Below are 15,294 nucleotides of genomic sequence, written 5' to 3'. Positions count from 1 at the left end.
TATTGTTCATAATTGAACTTTATCACGGATATCCGGACTATGCCATCCTTTGCCCTGAAGGTCACCCGTGCCGGTTTCGCTCTAATGGAGCGAGCCTCGCCCGGTGTCGCGGCGCGCGCGGCTTTCCTGCTCTTCTGCCTGACGCCTTCGCGGAAACCGAAGGGCGACAAGGCGAGAACGGTCTTCGCGCAAGGGGCGTCGCGGCTATCCCAAGCGGAGAGGGTTACGCTTTCAACCAGCAGCGGCTTCGTGACCGCCTATCGGCTGCCCTCGGCGGAGAAGGCATCGAGGCGTGTTCTCGTCGTCCATGGCTGGGGTGCGCGGGCGGAATATCTCATGGATATTGCCGAGGGACTTCACGCAGGCGGTGCGGAAGTGACCCTTCTCGATCTGCCAGGCCATGGTCGTTCTTCGGGCCGCTTCCTCGATATGCGACGTGCGGCGGAGGCGATTGCGGCGGCGCAGGCGCAGTTTGGACCGTTCGACGGCGCTGTCGGGCATTCCTTCGGGGGCGCAAGCCTCATGACGGCGGCAGGCGGCATCTTCGGTTGCGTTCCGCCGTTCGAAACGGGGCGGTTCGTGCTGATCGGCGCGCCCTCCAGGATCACCGACGTCATGCGGGAATTCGCCGATCATGTCGGCCTTTCCCCCGTTGTCCGTGCGCGGCTTGCCGAATATTCGCAAGCGATGACGGGGGCGTCTCCGGAAGCCTATGATGCTGTCCCCATCGCGCGGCGTATCGACCGACCTATCCTCGTCATCCACGCGGAAGACGACAAGGAGGTGCGCGCAGACCATGCCAGGCGCTATTTCGGCGTATCCGATAAAATCCGGCATTTCTGGGCCAACGGTTACGGCCACCGGCGTATCGTCAGCGCCCCCGAAGTGATTGCCGCCACGATCCGATTTGTCTGCGGCGAAGATGCCTATCTTTCCTCGGTCGAAAGATCCCCGGAACGGCTTCGCGATGCGTCATCATTCTGATACGTCTCGGGCCTAGTGCCACTGCCATTCGGCCGGTCGGGAGGTTTCATGTCGATTATTCGCAGCGCTGAGGATCTGAAGAAGATCTATGACGGTGTGTCGGAGGCATCGGTCGCCAAGGTGACGGCAAACCTGACGACGGAATATCGCCTTATGATCGAGATGGCGCCGTTCATGGCGCTTGCGACGGTCGGGCCGGAAGGGCTCGATTGTTCGCCGCGCGGCGACCGTGGCTCGGTGGTGCGCGTCGAGGATGAAAAGACGCTGGCCTTGCCCGACTGGCGCGGCAACAACCGCATCGATTCGCTCCTCAACATCGTCCGGGATCCTCGGGTCGCGCTGATGTTCCTCATTCCCGGTTCGAACACCGCGATCCGCGTCAACGGGCATGCAGTGATTTCCGTCGACGAAGCCCTTCTCGAAAGCTTCGAGATCGACGGCAGGCATCCGCGCACCGTCGTACTGGTGACGATCGACGAGGTCTATTTCCAGTGTGCACGCGCGATCATGCGGGCCGACCTCTGGAATCCGGCAAGCTTCGTTGATCCCAAAGGCCTGCCGACGCCCGGCGATCTCCTGAAGGCGGCAAAAGCCGATTTCGACAAGGAGACCTACGACCGCGAATGGCCGGCGCGCGCCGCAAAGACCATGTGGTGATGATTTTGGGGCCTCGGAATGGCCCCTGCCGATCTATCGCCTGTAGATCAGCCAGCTCTTGGTGAAATCCTTCTTCATGCCGTCCTCGTAGTATTTGGTACGGTTGCGGCCGGCATTCTTGGCGCAATAGAGGGCGATATCGGATTTGGCGTAGAGTTCGCCCGGATCCTCGGCTTCTCCTGCCATGCAGAAACCCAGCGACATGGTAATCGGACCGTAATTGACGCCGGTCTTCGAGTTCTTGAAGGGGGTCGCCTCCAGAGCGATGCGCACGCGCTCGCAGAGTTGGTTCACTTCCTCCGCCGTGTTGCCGTCGATGATGATGGCGAATTCCTCGCCGCCGGTGCGGGCAACGAAACAATCCTTTCGGACGTTGGAGCGAATGACGGTCGCCACGGTGGCGAGGATCTTGTCACCGACCGGATGGCCGTAGGTGTCGTTGATCTTCTTGAAATGGTCGATGTCGGCGAGCACCAGCGCGGTGAGCGGGTTCGTCGAATTGTCGTAGATTGCGGCCAACCGCTCGTCGAAGGCGCGGCGGTTGGCAATCCGCGTCAGGGAGTCGGTGTTGGCGATGCGCTTGTATTCGTCCAGTTCCTTGCGGACCTGGTCCATTTCCTGGGATTTCTGGCTGAATTTTTCCGCCGTCTGCTCGCCATGCGCCATCGTATCGCCGGTCGCTTCGGTCAGAAGCGTGATCGCGCTTCTGAGGATATCGGCGCTGGCGCTGCTTTTCGAGTTGATCCGGGTATAGGTCTCGCCCAGCAGCTTGTTGTAGCTCTCAAGCGAGTTCTGCTCCTGTTTCAGGAGCCGCAGCAGGCCATCGAGTTCGGCGATGATCTTCGTGTGGACGTTTTCGATGACGCGGCTCTGGTGATTGCCGAAGTATTGCTGGCCGAGTGCGTCCAGTTCGTCCTGGGTCGCGCGGCTGCCGAGGGCGGCCAATTCGCGGGTGAGGGAAGGGTTGGAGCCGATATACGCTTCGTAGAAAAGCTCGTAATTGCGGGGGATGGGAGCGACGCCCATTGTCCGCATGGCATATGTGATTTGCGCCGCAACGTCAGGAACCTGCCCCTTGGGCGTCGTTGCCGTGCTCATCGGCTAACTCCAGTCTGTGTCTTCGGATTGGTCATCCCTATTTATCTATTGAACTAAAATTATTGGAAAACCTTTAATGGCCGCTACCTCAAAACTTATTGGACAGAAATTATGGTGCGATGCAAAATTATCGTAATCTACTGATTTTATTATATGTTTTAATTGGTTGACGGATGCGGCGGCGGAGCGCCGCATCCCTTTGTTCCAGGCCGGGCGATTGCCGTCAGCCGAGATTAAACTCCTGGAAGAAGTCGTTGCCCTTATCGTCGGTGACGATGAAGGCGGGGAAATCCTCAACCTCGATCTTCCAGACGGCTTCCATGCCGAGTTCCGGATATTCGAGCACTTCCACCTTCTTGATACAGTCCTGGGCAAGACGGGCGGCCGGACCGCCGATCGAGCCGAGATAGAAGCCACCATGCTTCTTGCAGGCTTCGCGAACGGCGCGCGAGCGATTGCCCTTGGCGAGCATGACCATGGAGCCGCCGAAGGACTGGAACTGGTCGACGTAGCTGTCCATGCGGCCGGCCGTCGTCGGGCCGAAAGAGCCGGAGGCGTAACCGGTCGGGGTCTTCGCCGGTCCGGCATAATAGACCGGGTGGTTCTTCATGTAGTCCGGCATGCCCTCGCCCTTTTCAAGACGTTCGCGGATCTTGGAGTGCGCGAGGTCTCGAGCGACGATAATCGTGCCAGTGAGCGACAGGCGGGTCTTGACCGGGTGCTTGGTCAGCTCGGCCAAAATGGCGCTCATCGGCTGGTTGAGATCGATCTTGACCACCGAGGAGGAAAGCGCCGTTTCGTCGATGTCCGGCATGTATTTCGACGGATCGGTCTCGAGCTGTTCGATGTAAATACCGTCCTTCGTGATCTTTCCGACCGCCTGGCGGTCGGCGGAACAGGAGACGCCGAGGCCGATCGGCAGCGAGGCGCCGTGACGCGGCAGACGGATGACGCGGACGTCATGACAGAAATACTTGCCGCCGAATTGAGCGCCGACACCCATCTGCTGGGTGAGCTTGTGGATTTCCTTTTCCATCTCGAGATCGCGGAAGGCGTGGGCGCTTTCCGAGCCTTCGGTCGGAAGGTTGTCGAGATAGCGAGCGGAGGCGAGCTTGACCGTTTTCAGGTTCATTTCCGCCGACAGGCCGCCGATGACGATGGCCAGATGGTAGGGGGGACAGGCTGCCGTGCCGAGGGTGAGGATCTTTTCCTTGAGGAAATCGATCATGCGGTCATGGGTCAAAAGCGAAGGCGTGCCCTGATAAAGGAAGGTCTTGTTGGCCGAGCCGCCGCCCTTGGCCATGAACAGGAACTTGTAGGCGTCGTCGCCTTCCTCGTAGATGTCGATCTGCGCCGGCAGGTTGGTCTTGGTGTTCTTCTCCTCGAACATCTTGATCGGGGCAAGCTGCGAGTAGCGCAGGTTCTTCTTCTCATAGGCGTCGCGTACGCCGGCGGCCAGCGCTTCATAGTCGCCGCCTTCGGTCCAGACGCGGCGGCCCTTCTTGGCCATCACGATCGCAGTTCCGGTATCCTGGCACATGGGCAGGATGCCGCCCGCGGCGATATTGGCGTTCTTCAGGAGATCGTAGGCAACGAAACGGTCGTTGTCGGTCGCCTCGGGATCTTCGAGGATCGAGGCGAGCTGCTTCAGATGGCCCGGGCGCAGCAGGTGGTTGATATCGGCAAGGGCCGTCTCCGCGAGGAGACGCAGACCTTCCGGCTCGACGGTCAGGATTTCCTTGCCGTTGAACGTCGTCGTGGAAACGTAGTCGGAGGTGATCTTGCGATAGGAGGTGTTATCTTCGCCGAGTGGGAAAAGATCGTCAGCCATTGCGGAGCCTTTCTGGACGATGTGCGGAAGCGCATTTCGCACGCCGGTCTAGTCCCGGAAAGCCCGTTTTGCAATGGTTCTAAAGTCGTTCGGTGACCGGCGAAAACCTTCTCCTTAAGGCATGGTTTCCGCCGGTAACGTGTTCGTCGGGACGGTCAGGCCCGTTTCGTCACTTCGGGCCGATCATCAGTTCCGGCCGCACCAACTCGTCGAATTCCTCGTTGGTGAGATAGCCGCCGCCGACGGTTTCCTGCCGGAGCGTCGTGCCGTTCTTATGGGCCGTCTTGGCGATCTTGGCGCAGGTGTCGTAGCCAAGGCGGGTGTTCAGCGCCGTCACCAGCATCAGCGAGTTTTCCACGCCGCGCTTGATGTTGTCTTCGCGCGCCTCGATGCCGACGACGCAATTGTCGGTGAAGGAGCGTGCCGCATCGCCGAGCAACTGAGTCGACTGCAGGAAATTGTAGGCCATCATCGGATTGTAGACGTTGAGCTCGAAATGGCCCTGGCTGCCGGCAAAGGTGATCGCCGCGTTGTTGCCGAAGATATGGGCGCAGACCTGGGTGAGCGCTTCCGACTGGGTCGGGTTGACCTTGCCCGGCATGATCGACGAGCCCGGTTCGTTTTCCGGCAGGGCGAGCTCGCCGAGGCCGGCGCGCGGGCCGGACCCCAGGAAACGGATGTCATTGGCGATCTTGAAGAGGGCGGCGGCTGCCGCATTGATCGCGCCGTGGGCGAAGACCATGGCGTCATGGGCCGCCAGCGCCTCAAACTTGTTGGGGGCGGTCACGAAGGGCAGGTCGGTGATCTTGGCGATCTCCTCCGCGACCTTTTCGGCAAAGCCGACCGGCGCATTGAGGCCGGTGCCGACGGCGGTGCCGCCCTGGGCGAGTTCGTAGAGGCCCGGCAGCGTCAGTTCGATGCGCCTGATGGCCGAGGCGACCTGAGCGGCATAGCCCGAGAATTCCTGGCCGAGGGTCAGCGGCGTTGCGTCCTGGGTGTGGGTGCGGCCGATCTTGATGATATGCGCGAAGGCCCTGGATTTCGCTTCGAGCGCTTCGTGCAGGTGTTTCAGGCCAGGGATCAGGTGATGGACGATCTGTTCGGCGCAGGCAATGTGCATGGCCGTCGGATAGGTGTCGTTCGACGACTGGCTCATGTTGACGTGATCGTTGGGGTGGATCGGCTTCTTGGAGCCCATCACGCCGCCCAGCATTTCGATGGCGCGGTTGGAAATCACCTCGTTGGCGTTCATGTTGGACTGCGTGCCGGAGCCGGTCTGCCACACGACCAGCGGGAAATGGTCGTTGAGCTTGCCGTCGATGACCTCCTGCGCTGCCTTGACGATCACGTCACCGAGGGAGGGGTCGAGATGGCCGAGGGCCATGTTGGCGCGGGCGGCGGCCTGCTTGACGATGCCGAGCGCCCGGACTACCGAAAGCGGCTGCTTTTCCCAGCCGATCTTGAAGTTGCCGCGGGAACGTTCCGCCTGGGCGCCCCAATAGCGGTCGCCTGCCACTTCGATCGGCCCGAAGGTATCGCTTTCTGTGCGGGTATTCATTTTTCCTGCTCCGGATTGGTTCAACGGGTCCCGACAACTTAGGAGGATATCTTCGGGACGCAATCGAATAGCATTTACATGATTATTGTTGTCAAGTTATCGGCTGCGGTCTGCGCGAAAGACGTTTTTGAAGATTTGAAAGCTCATGCATTCAGGAAACCCGGATTTGAAGCCCGTTCTCGCGGCTCTTTCAGCCCTCGGTCACGAGGGGCGTCTCTCGATCATCCGTCTGCTGGCGCGCCATGCGCCGGCCGGTCTCAATGCCGGCGATATCGGCGTGCGGCTCGGTATTCGCGCCAATACGCTTTCCACAAATCTCACCGTGCTTACCAATGCCGGGTTGATTTCGGCGGAACGGGCGGGCCGTAACGTCCGCTATCGGGTCGAGGCTCCTTTGCTGCGCGAGGTTGCGCTATCCCTGATGCAGGATTGTTGCCGCGCCTCACCGGAATTCCGCTGCCCGGTTTTCGATGATACCGCGAAAACCTGCCCGGCCGGTCGGGCCTCCAACCCGTGTGAGGAATAGTTCTCCAGCGGGGATTTTTCCGTCGCGATCCGGCCGAACGCGACGAGGCGGCGGGTCGCGTGGCATATTTGGCACGGCCGTCTGCTAATCCGCATCTATCAAATTTGGCCGGATCGGTCTCCGGTCAACTTGATGTGATCGGTAAAGGAAAAATTAACGAATATTTTCACTTACTTTGTGTCGGATGCCACAGACATTGGCGTGCAGATATACACAAAATCTGACATGCGAGTCGGTCGCGTTCTTAGCAGTCACAACTTTTCAATAGGGTGCCGATCGGCTAGTGATCCGCACCGAAGCGGGTCGGCCATTCCCGGGCAGGCTTGTCACGAACCCATGTCGGGAACGAGAGCGAAATGACGAGATACAACAAGATCGCGGCAACGGCAGTGCTGGCCGCGGTGACGGGCTTCAACGCCTTTCCACAGTCCGCCGATGCCGCGACGCTGCTGGACCTCCTGCGCGGCGGTCCGGCACGCTCCAAGCCGATGGTCAATTCCGTCATCGATCCGCAGGCGAATGGCGGGCTGGAAATGGGTGATCCGGAGCCGCTGCCGAAGGTCACCGGTCCGCGTTACTATACCTATAAAGCGGAAGCCACACGGCCGATCGTCATTCCCGCTGCCGCGGCGGTCGGCGCCGAGATTGCCCCCGTCACAGGTGCGAGGAATTTCCTTTCCGCCGTGAAAGTGAACGCCACGACCGATGTGGCTGCGGCCGTCGAGGATTACTACAAGGCCGGCAAGCCGCTGATCTGGGTGTCCGAAGCGGGCATTACAGATCAGGCACGCGCTGCCATGGCCGCGCTTGCCGCTGCGGACGTGGCGGGTCTCTCCCCCGAGGACTACGCGGTCGCCCTGCCGTCCGATGCGTCGGACCCGGCCGATCCCGACAAGCCGGCGAAGGAACTCGCCCGGTTCGAGCTGGCGCTCTCGGCCAAGCTTCTGACCTATATAAACGACACGGTGCGCGGCCGGATCGATCCGAACAAGCTCTCCGGTTATCACGACTTCAAGCGCAAGTCGGTGAACCTGAAGCCCGTTCTCAACATGGCTCGTCTGAGCCCCGATGTGGGCGCATACATCCGCAGCCGCGATCCAGACAATAGTCAGTTCGTCGCCATGCGGGACGAACTGGCGCGCCTCAGGGCGGAAGACGATCAGGCCGGCGTCGTCGTAACAATCGCTCCGGACACCCTCTTGAAGCCGGGGCAGAGCAATCCCGAACTGGCCAATATCCTCGCCGCCATCAAGAAGCAGGCTTCCGACGCGATCAGGATGCAGCATGGGGCGGTGCTGGAGAGCTATGCGGGAACGCCGGACTACACGCCGGAACTGGTTGCTGTGGTCGAAGCCTTCCAGCAGGAAAAGGGTCTCAAGCCGGACGGCGTTATCGGCCGCGCGACCATCCGGGCGCTCACCGGCCACAGCAATGCCGAGAAGATCGAAAAGCTCATCGTCGCGATGGAGGAGATCCGCTGGCTGCCGGCTGATTTCGGCCCCCGCTATGTCTTCATCAATCAGCCCGCCTACATGGCCTACTACGTCAATGACGGCCATGAACAGCTGTCGATGCGGGTCGTGGTGGGATCGAAGTCGAACCAGACCTATTTCTTCCAGGACCAGATCGAGACCGTCGAGTTCAATCCTTATTGGGGTGTGCCGAAGTCGATCATCGTCAACGAAATGCTGCCCAAGCTCCGCCAGGACCCGTCCTATCTCGACCGGCTCGGCTACGAGGTCAGCTATAACGGACGGACGGTTTCCTCGACCGCGGTCGACTGGAACACGACCCATTCGGTTGACGTGCGCCAGCCTCCGGGCGGCGACAATGCGCTCGGCGAACTCAAGATCCTGTTCCCCAACGCGCATGCGATCTACATGCACGACACGCCTTCGAAGAGCTTCTTCAAGCGCGACATGCGGGCGCTGAGCCACGGTTGCGTGCGTCTTGCCGAGCCGCGCGTGATGGCGGCGGCCGTCATGGGCACCAATGTCGGAGAGATCGCCAAGCAGATCGCTTCCGGCCAGAACCGTGCCGTACAGGTGCCGCAGAAGATTCCGGTCTATGTGTCCTATTTCACCGCATGGCCGAACAAGAACGGCGTGGTCGAATATTTCGACGACGTCTATGGCCGCGACGCGGCGACGATGAGAGCCTTCAAGGTGACGAGCGACGCCCGCAGCCGGTCTTAAGCATACTGTGTGAACTGCTCAGCGAGGGCCGAGCAGTTCACCGATCAGCGCAGCATCCAGTTCATCGAAATGCCTGATGAGGCGGTCGGCGCCGAGGTTCTCCACCGGAATATCCGAATAGCCGAACGGAACGGCAATCGAGGGAATATCGGCTCTTCGAGCGGCCAGGATGTCGTTGACGCTGTCGCCGACCATCACGGCGAGCCGGGGATCGCCGCCCGCACGTTCGATGGTGCTGGTTATGTGGCCTGGGTCCGGCTTCCTCACCGCAAACGTGTCTCCGCCTGCAATCGTCTTGAAATAGCGCGTCATGTCCAGCTTCTCGATGAGCGGCAGGGCGAGCGCCTCCATCTTGTTGGTGCAGACGGCGAGATTGAAGCCGGCCTCCGTCAAACGGTTAAGAGCTTGCAGAAGGCCGGGGAAGGGGCGGCTTCCGCCCGGCATGCCGGCCTTGTAGTGCACGATGAAACGGTCGAGCAGGGCAGGCAACTCCTCTTCAGAGAGCGGTGCGCCGCGCAGCGCGAAGGCCCGTGCGATCATCACCCTGGCACCCTGTCCAACGAGATGGGTGAGGTCCGCATAGGTGACCGGCTCGAGATCGGCGACGGCGATGGTGTGATTGAGGCTCTCCACGAGATCGGGCGCGGTGTCGACAAGGGTGCCGTCGAGGTCGAAGACGATGGTGGGGGCGGTCAAGGGCAGGCTCCGTCGCTTGGGTGGATGGCGGGTGCGTCTCCTCCGCGGTTAGGCGAAAGCCGGACAAAAGGCAACCGCTACGGCGGTATCGGAAAGGGGCTTTCGTTCGGGCTGTGAGCCGTGTAAACAGCACACGACGCAACAGATGGGAGTTTTCGGCGCATGGACGCCCGCGAGATGAAGATCAAGGCCGCCGCTGCGGCTCTGGAGCATGTCGAAGACGGCATGCGCCTCGGCATCGGCACTGGCTCTACCGCGGAGGAATTCGTCCGGCTGCTGGCCGAAAAGGTGGCGGGAGGCCTAAAGGTCGAGGGCGTTCCGACCTCTGAGCGCACGGCGCGCCTGTGTGTCGAACTCGGCGTACCGCTGAAGTCGCTCGACGAACTCCCGGAACTCGATCTGACCATCGATGGCGCGGATGAAGTCGATGCCGGCCTGCGCCTCATCAAGGGCGGCGGCGGTGCGCTTTTGCGCGAAAAGATCGTCGCTGCCGCCTCCTCGCGGATGGTCGTGATCGCCGACGAAAGCAAGGTGGTGGACATGCTCGGCCGTTTCCCGCTGCCGATCGAGATCAATCCCTTCGGTCAGGTCGCAACGCGGATTGCGGTCGAAAAGGTCGCTTCCCGCCTCGGCCTGTCCGGGGAATTGCGCATCCGCATGTCGGATGACGGCGTATTCACCACGGACGGTGGACATCTCATTCTCGACGCATCTTTTGGCCGCATTCCTGATGCAGAGGCCTTGGCAAGTGCGCTGAACACCATCCCCGGTGTGGTCGAACACGGATTATTCATCAACTTGGCTTCGCTTGCCATCATCGCCGGTCCGGCGGGTGCGCGGGTGATGGGCGCTAAGAACTAAACAGGAGCTGTGAATTTCATGATTAAGTTTTCGGGTCTGAGCCGTGTTGCCTCGGTCGCGCTCATTGCTGGCGGCATGATGCTGGCCGCCTCCGCGAAGGCACAGGAAGTGCCGGCGGAGCACCTGCAGGCCGCACGTGCCGCGATCACCGCGCTCGGCGTCACCAACCGCTTCGACAATATTCTGCCGAACATCATGGACCGTCTGACGGCACAGCTCATCCAGGCCTATCCGAACCTTCAAGACGAGATTTCCAAGAAGATCGAGGATGAGGCTCTGAAGCTTGCACCGCGCCGTGCCGATCTGGAACGCGAAGCCGCGCTCGTTTACGCCAAGGCCTTCACGGTCGACGAACTCAAGGCGATCACCGACTTCTACTCCAGCGACGCCGGAAAGAAGCTCTTGAAGGACGGGCCGATCGCGACCCGCGAGCTCTTGAAGGCGGCCGATATCTGGACCACCGGTGTCGCCCGGGATCTCGAGAAGCAGACGAACGATGCGCTTCTCAAGGAAGTCGGCGGGCAGGCTCCGGCCGAAGCGCCCAAGCAGTAAACGGCGACGTTCCGTTTTCGAGCAAAAGCCCGGATCGTCTCCGGGCTTTCTTTTTGCCCGCCAGCGGCAACGACCCGTTTCAAATGCATCGGCGGCACTCTATATCGGGTGGCAGTCCGGTTACCTATGATCTTGCAAGGAGAGATTTTCGATGTCGAGTTTCGACTATGACCTGTTCGTGATCGGTGGCGGTTCAGGCGGTGTTCGTAGCGGCAGGCTGGCTGCCTCCCTTGGCAAGAAGGTCGCCATCGCGGAGGAATACCGTTTCGGCGGCACCTGCGTGATTAGAGGCTGTGTACCGAAAAAGCTCTTCGTCTACGCTTCGCAATATTACGAGCATTTCGAGGATGCGGCCGGTTTCGGCTGGACGGTCGGTGAGAGCCGATTTGACTGGAAGGCGCTGATCGCCGCAAAGGACAAGGAGATCGCAAGGCTCGAAGGTCTCTATCGCAAGGGGCTGGAAGGCGCCGGAGCGGAGATCCTCGAAACGCGGGCGGAGCTCGTCGGCCCCAACAGCGTGCGGTTGCTGAACAGCGGCAAGGTCGTCACCGCCGAAAAGATCGTCATCGCGGTCGGCGGCGCGCCGAATACGCATATCGCATTGCCGGGGCATGAACTCTGCATTTCGTCGAACGAGGCGTTCCACCTGCCCGAACTGCCGAAATCCATCGTGATCGCGGGCGGCGGCTACATCGCGGTCGAATTCGCCAACATTTTCCATGGCCTTGGCGTCGAGACGACGCTGATCTACCGTGGCGCGGAGATACTCAGCCGTTTCGACCAGGACCTGCGCCGGGGATTGCACGAAGCGATGGAGCAAAAGGGTATCCGGATCCTTCTCCACGACCATTTCACCGCTGTCTCGAAGACGGTCGGTGGACGCCTGGCCGCCGAAACTATGAACCACGGGACGCTGGTGGCAGACCAGGTCATGCTGGCGCTGGGCCGTGATCCCTATACCCGCGGCCTCGGTCTGGAGGCGGCGGGCGTCGCCACCAACGAGCGCGGCGCGATCATCGTCGACCGGTACTCGCGTACCAATGTGCCGAGCATTTTCGCCCTCGGGGATGTCACCGACCGGGTCCAGTTGACGCCGGTGGCGATCCATGAGGCGATGTGCTTCATCGAGACGGAATACAAGAACAACCCGACGTCTCCGGACCACGACCTGATCGCGACGGCGGTGTTCTCCCAGCCGGAGATCGGCACGGTCGGGCTTTCGGAAGAAGCCGCTGCCAAGATGTACGACGAACTGGAGATCTACCGGGCGCAGTTCCGGCCGATGAAGGCCACGCTTTCCGGCCGGACGGAAAAGATGATTATGAAGCTGATCGTCAATGCCGCCGACCGCAAGGTTGTCGGCGCCCATATTCTCGGCCACGACGCCGGAGAAATGGCACAGCTTCTCGGAATCACACTGAAAGCGGGCTGCACCAAGGATGACTTCGACCGTACCATGGCGGTGCATCCGACGGCTGCCGAGGAACTGGTGACGATGTACAGCCCGAGCTATCGGATCAGGAACGGCGAGCGCGTCTGACGCTCCCGCATCGCGAAGCGCGGCAATTTCAGTTCTTGCCGCGCTTTCAAGCTCTCCCTTCGACCGCGGCGCCGGCTCGGGAGTTGTCAGGCCAAGGCCAGAACGGGTGCAGCCAAGGCCAGAAGGCCGATCAATATGGCGGCGGCCAGTTTCCACTGCCGGATGCGTCTGGTGCGAACGCCGCTCCAATCATACGCCATTCAACTCGTCCTCATGACATAACCTTACACATGCAGTCGACCGGGGTAACCGCCGGGCGGATTGTCGTCGGCCCGCATCCTGCGGCGGTCGGGGTAGGTCGCGAAGCTTGCGCGAAACTTGCCGTCTTCACCCTTTTGCGATCGCTGCAGGCGTTTGCGCCGGATGGTCAGCTGGCAAGGCGGGGGCTGCTGATGACCTTCTTGAAGAGGGCGTTCATAGCGTCCGCAATGCCCTCGGACGGACTGACTTCGAAATAAAGACCGGGGCTGGCGCAGGATTGCATATGCGTCGCGATCTCGCTCTGGAATGGCTTGATCCAGTTCTTGTACCAGTCGTTTTTCGGCAGCGGCAGATAGGTGGTGTAAAGTACGGCGATCTTGATGCCCTTGTCCTTGAGGGTGGTGCAGAAGGAATAGTCGATCGGCTCCTGGCAGCGTGTACCGTTGGTGGTCTTCTTGGTGCAGGCGCTGCCCTTGGCGCTGTCCGTCAGGCCATCGGAAACGAAAAAGACAACCTTCTCCGGGTCGCTCTTGTTCTGTCCGCTGCCGCCCTTCTGGATTATGTCCTTCAACTGCTTGAGGGCGGCGTCGAGGTCGGTCGTCTGGTCGTCGTTGTAGTTCTGACGAGGGATCGTCATCAAGTCGATGGCGCTTGCAGCGCTCGAAACCGATTTCATGTCCGAGGAAAGGCCGGCCACATTCGTCAGTTTCGCGTCCGTTGCCGAGGCACCGAAGGTATAAACCGCCATTCTGAACTGATCCGTATAACGCATGCTGTCGGCTGCCGTCTGCGTCAGCTTCTGCGTGGCCTGACGTACCACGTCGATGCGCATCTGAACGCCCAGCTTCTTGGCCAGATTGTAGTAGTTGTTGCTCTTGGAAAGGTCGTGGCAGGCGAAGGCACAGGTGTCGGAGGTGTTCTTTTCCATCATTGCGATATCGGCTTCCGTCGCGCCGACGCCCATGGATGGAGTGTTGTCGAGCAGTACGTAGAAATCGATAAAGCCGCCGCCCTTAAAGACGGCATTCGCGGTGCCCGATACCGTGATCTCGTTCTTGTCGATCACCCTGAGGAAGCTGGTCGGAACCTTGGCAGAGAAGGAGACTGTGGACTTGAGGTCCGAGCCCGTCTTGGTGACCGAGATGTCGAGGCTGGAGATTTCGATGCCAGCGGCTTCCAACTGGGCATTGAAGAGGTGGCGCGCATCTTCCTCGGCAATGGTCACTTCCCCGTTGCCGCCTGCGCTCAGCGCGGCGATGACGCCGGCCGATTGTTCCGACAATGCGCCGATGGCCGCTGCGTCGGCAGCCGTCATGAGCAGGTTGCGTTCATCCAGTGCACGGGTGAAATCCAGCGCCATGCCGATGCAACCGAGAAGGGGTACGGCGAGAAGTGCCGTCAACACACCGAAATTGCCTGCCCGGCAAGCGAGAAGGCGCTTGAAAGACGCACGCATGACAAATGTCCCTTAAGCACAGTTGGGGCGGCATCGTCATGGTGCCTGTGTTTCACCCTGCAGCGGGCGACTGCCGCATAGGTAAACCGAATGTTGTTGCGGGTTTGTTAATGTTCGCCCTATCCCCATGAATTTCGGGAATATGCCGCCATTCGAGAGACTATTTTCCGTTCAGCCAATCCGTTGCCGGTTTCCAGAGGCTTTCCTTGAAAGACGGCCGGAAGAAGCCGAGGTGGCCGATGGTCTGGCCGGGAGGCGCGGCAATGCGTCGTCGCTCAATCGGTGCGTTGACATAACCCTTCAAAATAGCTTCCTGTGCTCGCGGGGTCGCCCAGGGATCGTCCTCGAGGCCGATCGAGAGGATGGGGGTGCGGACCTCGGCGAAGCGCCTTGCCGCGTCCATCGCGGGGTCGGCGAAGAAATACTCCGGCGAGCGGCCCCAGGCCGCCCACTGGCGAAAGACAGTACCGGGCAGTGTCTCCCCAAGACCGACCCAGCCCGGGACCCTGCCTGTCAGCAGGGCGAGGGGCACGCCGACGAGATTCATGGCGGCGTAGACCTTCAGGGGTTCATCGGTATAGCGCCAGTGGCCAGACATCACGGCCACCATCAGATAGCGTTCGAACCGTGCGGAACGCCCGCTAAGGCCGAGTGCCTGTCCGCCGAAGGATTGGCCGATGCCGACCATGGGATGACCGGGCGCTTGCCGCTCAAGCCGGTCGATGGCGGCCGGCATATCCTTTTCCGCCCAGTCCGCCATGCGGGGCGGGGCACGCCAGCCGGGCGGCGCTCTGGAGGCGGAGACGCCGCGATAGTCGTAGGTGAGAACGGCGCGGTAGCCGTGCTCTGCGACGAGATACTGCGCAAAGCGGGCGTAGATGGCGCGTGGAACGGCGGCGGCCGAGGAGATCAGGGCGAGCGGCCCGTCCCCCGCGCCTTCGAAGAGGGTGCCTGCAAGGGGAAACCCGTCGGAGGCCTCGAAGGCGATATCGCTTCGTCCAACATCCGCTTCCTTTCGCATCGACCGATCTCCTCCTCCGTCGCGTGCAAACTCCAACCCGATCAATTCTTACGTTTACGTTCATGTAAAATCAACAAGCAGCAGACGGCTCGGGAAAAGGGCGTCAGCGAAAGCGCTG

Annotated in this window: 13 protein-coding genes; 7 read left to right on the top strand and 6 right to left on the bottom strand. The window is 61.0% G+C overall.

What is annotated here, in order from left to right; genetic code table 11:
• The first annotated feature begins 39 nt into the window (after window positions 1–39).
• Together ACLBKR_RS09810 and ACLBKR_RS09805 are read left to right on the top strand one after the other, a co-directional pair.
• On the top strand, window positions 40–984 hold the full coding sequence (locus ACLBKR_RS09810) for an alpha/beta hydrolase (RefSeq protein ID WP_113340166.1): 945 nt from the start codon (window positions 40–42) through the stop codon (window positions 982–984).
• Between the two features lie 48 nt (window positions 985–1,032).
• Window positions 1,033–1,641: a pyridoxamine 5'-phosphate oxidase family protein gene (locus tag ACLBKR_RS09805; protein ID WP_113340167.1), complete on the top strand. Its 609-nt coding sequence runs from the start codon at window positions 1,033–1,035 to the stop codon at window positions 1,639–1,641.
• Between the two features lie 33 nt (window positions 1,642–1,674).
• On the opposite strand, the gene ACLBKR_RS09800 is transcribed toward ACLBKR_RS09805, so the two are convergent.
• From ACLBKR_RS09800 to fumC, 3 genes are all read right to left on the bottom strand, one after another.
• The gene (locus tag ACLBKR_RS09800) at window positions 1,675–2,739 is read right to left on the bottom strand and encodes a diguanylate cyclase domain-containing protein (protein WP_113424905.1); all 1,065 of its coding nucleotides are present in this window, start codon (window positions 2,737–2,739) and stop codon (window positions 1,675–1,677) included.
• A gap of 223 nt (window positions 2,740–2,962) precedes the next feature.
• Window positions 2,963–4,570, bottom strand: coding sequence for a fumarate hydratase (locus ACLBKR_RS09795; RefSeq protein WP_113437581.1), 1,608 nt, complete (start codon window positions 4,568–4,570; stop codon window positions 2,963–2,965).
• 169 nt (window positions 4,571–4,739) lie between these two features.
• The gene (gene fumC, locus ACLBKR_RS09790; RefSeq protein WP_112828137.1) at window positions 4,740–6,128 is read right to left on the bottom strand and encodes a class II fumarate hydratase; all 1,389 of its coding nucleotides are present in this window, start codon (window positions 6,126–6,128) and stop codon (window positions 4,740–4,742) included.
• Window positions 6,129–6,294: 166 nt separating this feature from the next.
• Between fumC and ACLBKR_RS09785 the strand changes: the two genes are divergently transcribed.
• Both ACLBKR_RS09785 and ACLBKR_RS09780 read left to right on the top strand, forming a co-directional pair.
• Window positions 6,295–6,654, top strand: coding sequence for an ArsR/SmtB family transcription factor (locus ACLBKR_RS09785; protein ID WP_244709187.1), 360 nt, complete (start codon window positions 6,295–6,297; stop codon window positions 6,652–6,654).
• A gap of 356 nt (window positions 6,655–7,010) precedes the next feature.
• Window positions 7,011–8,849: a L,D-transpeptidase family protein gene (locus ACLBKR_RS09780; RefSeq protein WP_414901591.1), complete on the top strand. Its 1,839-nt coding sequence runs from the start codon at window positions 7,011–7,013 to the stop codon at window positions 8,847–8,849.
• Between the two features lie 18 nt (window positions 8,850–8,867).
• On the opposite strand, the gene ACLBKR_RS09775 is transcribed toward ACLBKR_RS09780, so the two are convergent.
• The gene (locus ACLBKR_RS09775) at window positions 8,868–9,545 is read right to left on the bottom strand and encodes an HAD family hydrolase (protein WP_414901589.1); all 678 of its coding nucleotides are present in this window, start codon (window positions 9,543–9,545) and stop codon (window positions 8,868–8,870) included.
• Window positions 9,546–9,707: 162 nt separating this feature from the next.
• On the opposite strand from ACLBKR_RS09775, the gene rpiA reads away from it, so the two are divergent.
• The 3 genes from rpiA to gor all read left to right on the top strand — a co-directional run bounded on the left by rpiA (window position 9,708) and on the right by gor (window position 12,498).
• The gene (rpiA, locus tag ACLBKR_RS09770; protein ID WP_112828141.1) at window positions 9,708–10,406 is read left to right on the top strand and encodes a ribose-5-phosphate isomerase RpiA; all 699 of its coding nucleotides are present in this window, start codon (window positions 9,708–9,710) and stop codon (window positions 10,404–10,406) included.
• A gap of 18 nt (window positions 10,407–10,424) precedes the next feature.
• A complete protein-coding gene (locus ACLBKR_RS09765; protein ID WP_112828142.1) occupies window positions 10,425–10,958 on the top strand; it encodes a DUF2059 domain-containing protein in 534 nt (177 codons plus the stop codon).
• A 151-nt stretch (window positions 10,959–11,109) separates the two neighbouring features.
• A complete protein-coding gene (gene gor, locus ACLBKR_RS09760; RefSeq protein WP_414901587.1) occupies window positions 11,110–12,498 on the top strand; it encodes a glutathione-disulfide reductase in 1,389 nt (462 codons plus the stop codon).
• A 367-nt stretch (window positions 12,499–12,865) separates the two neighbouring features.
• Here the strand turns inward: gor and ACLBKR_RS09755 are convergent, their stop codons facing one another.
• Both ACLBKR_RS09755 and ACLBKR_RS09750 read right to left on the bottom strand, forming a co-directional pair.
• The gene (locus tag ACLBKR_RS09755; protein WP_113340173.1) at window positions 12,866–14,155 is read right to left on the bottom strand and encodes a VWA domain-containing protein; all 1,290 of its coding nucleotides are present in this window, start codon (window positions 14,153–14,155) and stop codon (window positions 12,866–12,868) included.
• A gap of 160 nt (window positions 14,156–14,315) precedes the next feature.
• Window positions 14,316–15,176, bottom strand: a complete 861-nt coding sequence (locus ACLBKR_RS09750; protein WP_113424900.1) for a hypothetical protein — start codon at window positions 15,174–15,176, stop codon at window positions 14,316–14,318.
• Between the last annotated feature and the right edge of the window lie 118 nt (window positions 15,177–15,294).

The sequence above is a fragment of the Paenirhizobium cremeum genome, from assembly GCF_047553425.1.
Lineage (GTDB): Bacteria > Pseudomonadota > Alphaproteobacteria > Rhizobiales > Rhizobiaceae > Allorhizobium > Allorhizobium cremeum.
The sequence above is the reverse complement of the archived record's forward strand: the minus strand, read 5'-3'. Positions and strand labels throughout refer to the sequence as shown.

What these genes read in the sequence shown, in the direction of transcription:
- ACLBKR_RS09810 (WP_113340166.1), top strand. Translation starts at nt 40, where the DNA reads ATGCCATCCTTTGCCCTGAAGGTCACCCGTGCCGGTTTCGCTCTAATG.
- ACLBKR_RS09805 (WP_113340167.1), top strand. Translation starts at nt 1,033, where the DNA reads ATGTCGATTATTCGCAGCGCTGAGGATCTGAAGAAGATCTATGACGGT.
- ACLBKR_RS09800 (WP_113424905.1), bottom strand. Translation starts at nt 2,739, where the DNA reads ATGAGCACGGCAACGACGCCCAAGGGGCAGGTTCCTGACGTTGCGGCG.
- ACLBKR_RS09795 (WP_113437581.1), bottom strand. Translation starts at nt 4,570, where the DNA reads ATGGCTGACGATCTTTTCCCACTCGGCGAAGATAACACCTCCTATCGC.
- fumC (WP_112828137.1), bottom strand. Translation starts at nt 6,128, where the DNA reads ATGAATACCCGCACAGAAAGCGATACCTTCGGGCCGATCGAAGTGGCA.
- ACLBKR_RS09780 (WP_414901591.1), top strand. Translation starts at nt 7,011, where the DNA reads ATGACGAGATACAACAAGATCGCGGCAACGGCAGTGCTGGCCGCGGTG.
- rpiA (WP_112828141.1), top strand. Translation starts at nt 9,708, where the DNA reads ATGGACGCCCGCGAGATGAAGATCAAGGCCGCCGCTGCGGCTCTGGAG.
- ACLBKR_RS09765 (WP_112828142.1), top strand. Translation starts at nt 10,425, where the DNA reads ATGATTAAGTTTTCGGGTCTGAGCCGTGTTGCCTCGGTCGCGCTCATT.
- gor (WP_414901587.1), top strand. Translation starts at nt 11,110, where the DNA reads ATGTCGAGTTTCGACTATGACCTGTTCGTGATCGGTGGCGGTTCAGGC.
- ACLBKR_RS09755 (WP_113340173.1), bottom strand. Translation starts at nt 14,155, where the DNA reads ATGCGTGCGTCTTTCAAGCGCCTTCTCGCTTGCCGGGCAGGCAATTTC.
- ACLBKR_RS09750 (WP_113424900.1), bottom strand. Translation starts at nt 15,176, where the DNA reads ATGCGAAAGGAAGCGGATGTTGGACGAAGCGATATCGCCTTCGAGGCC.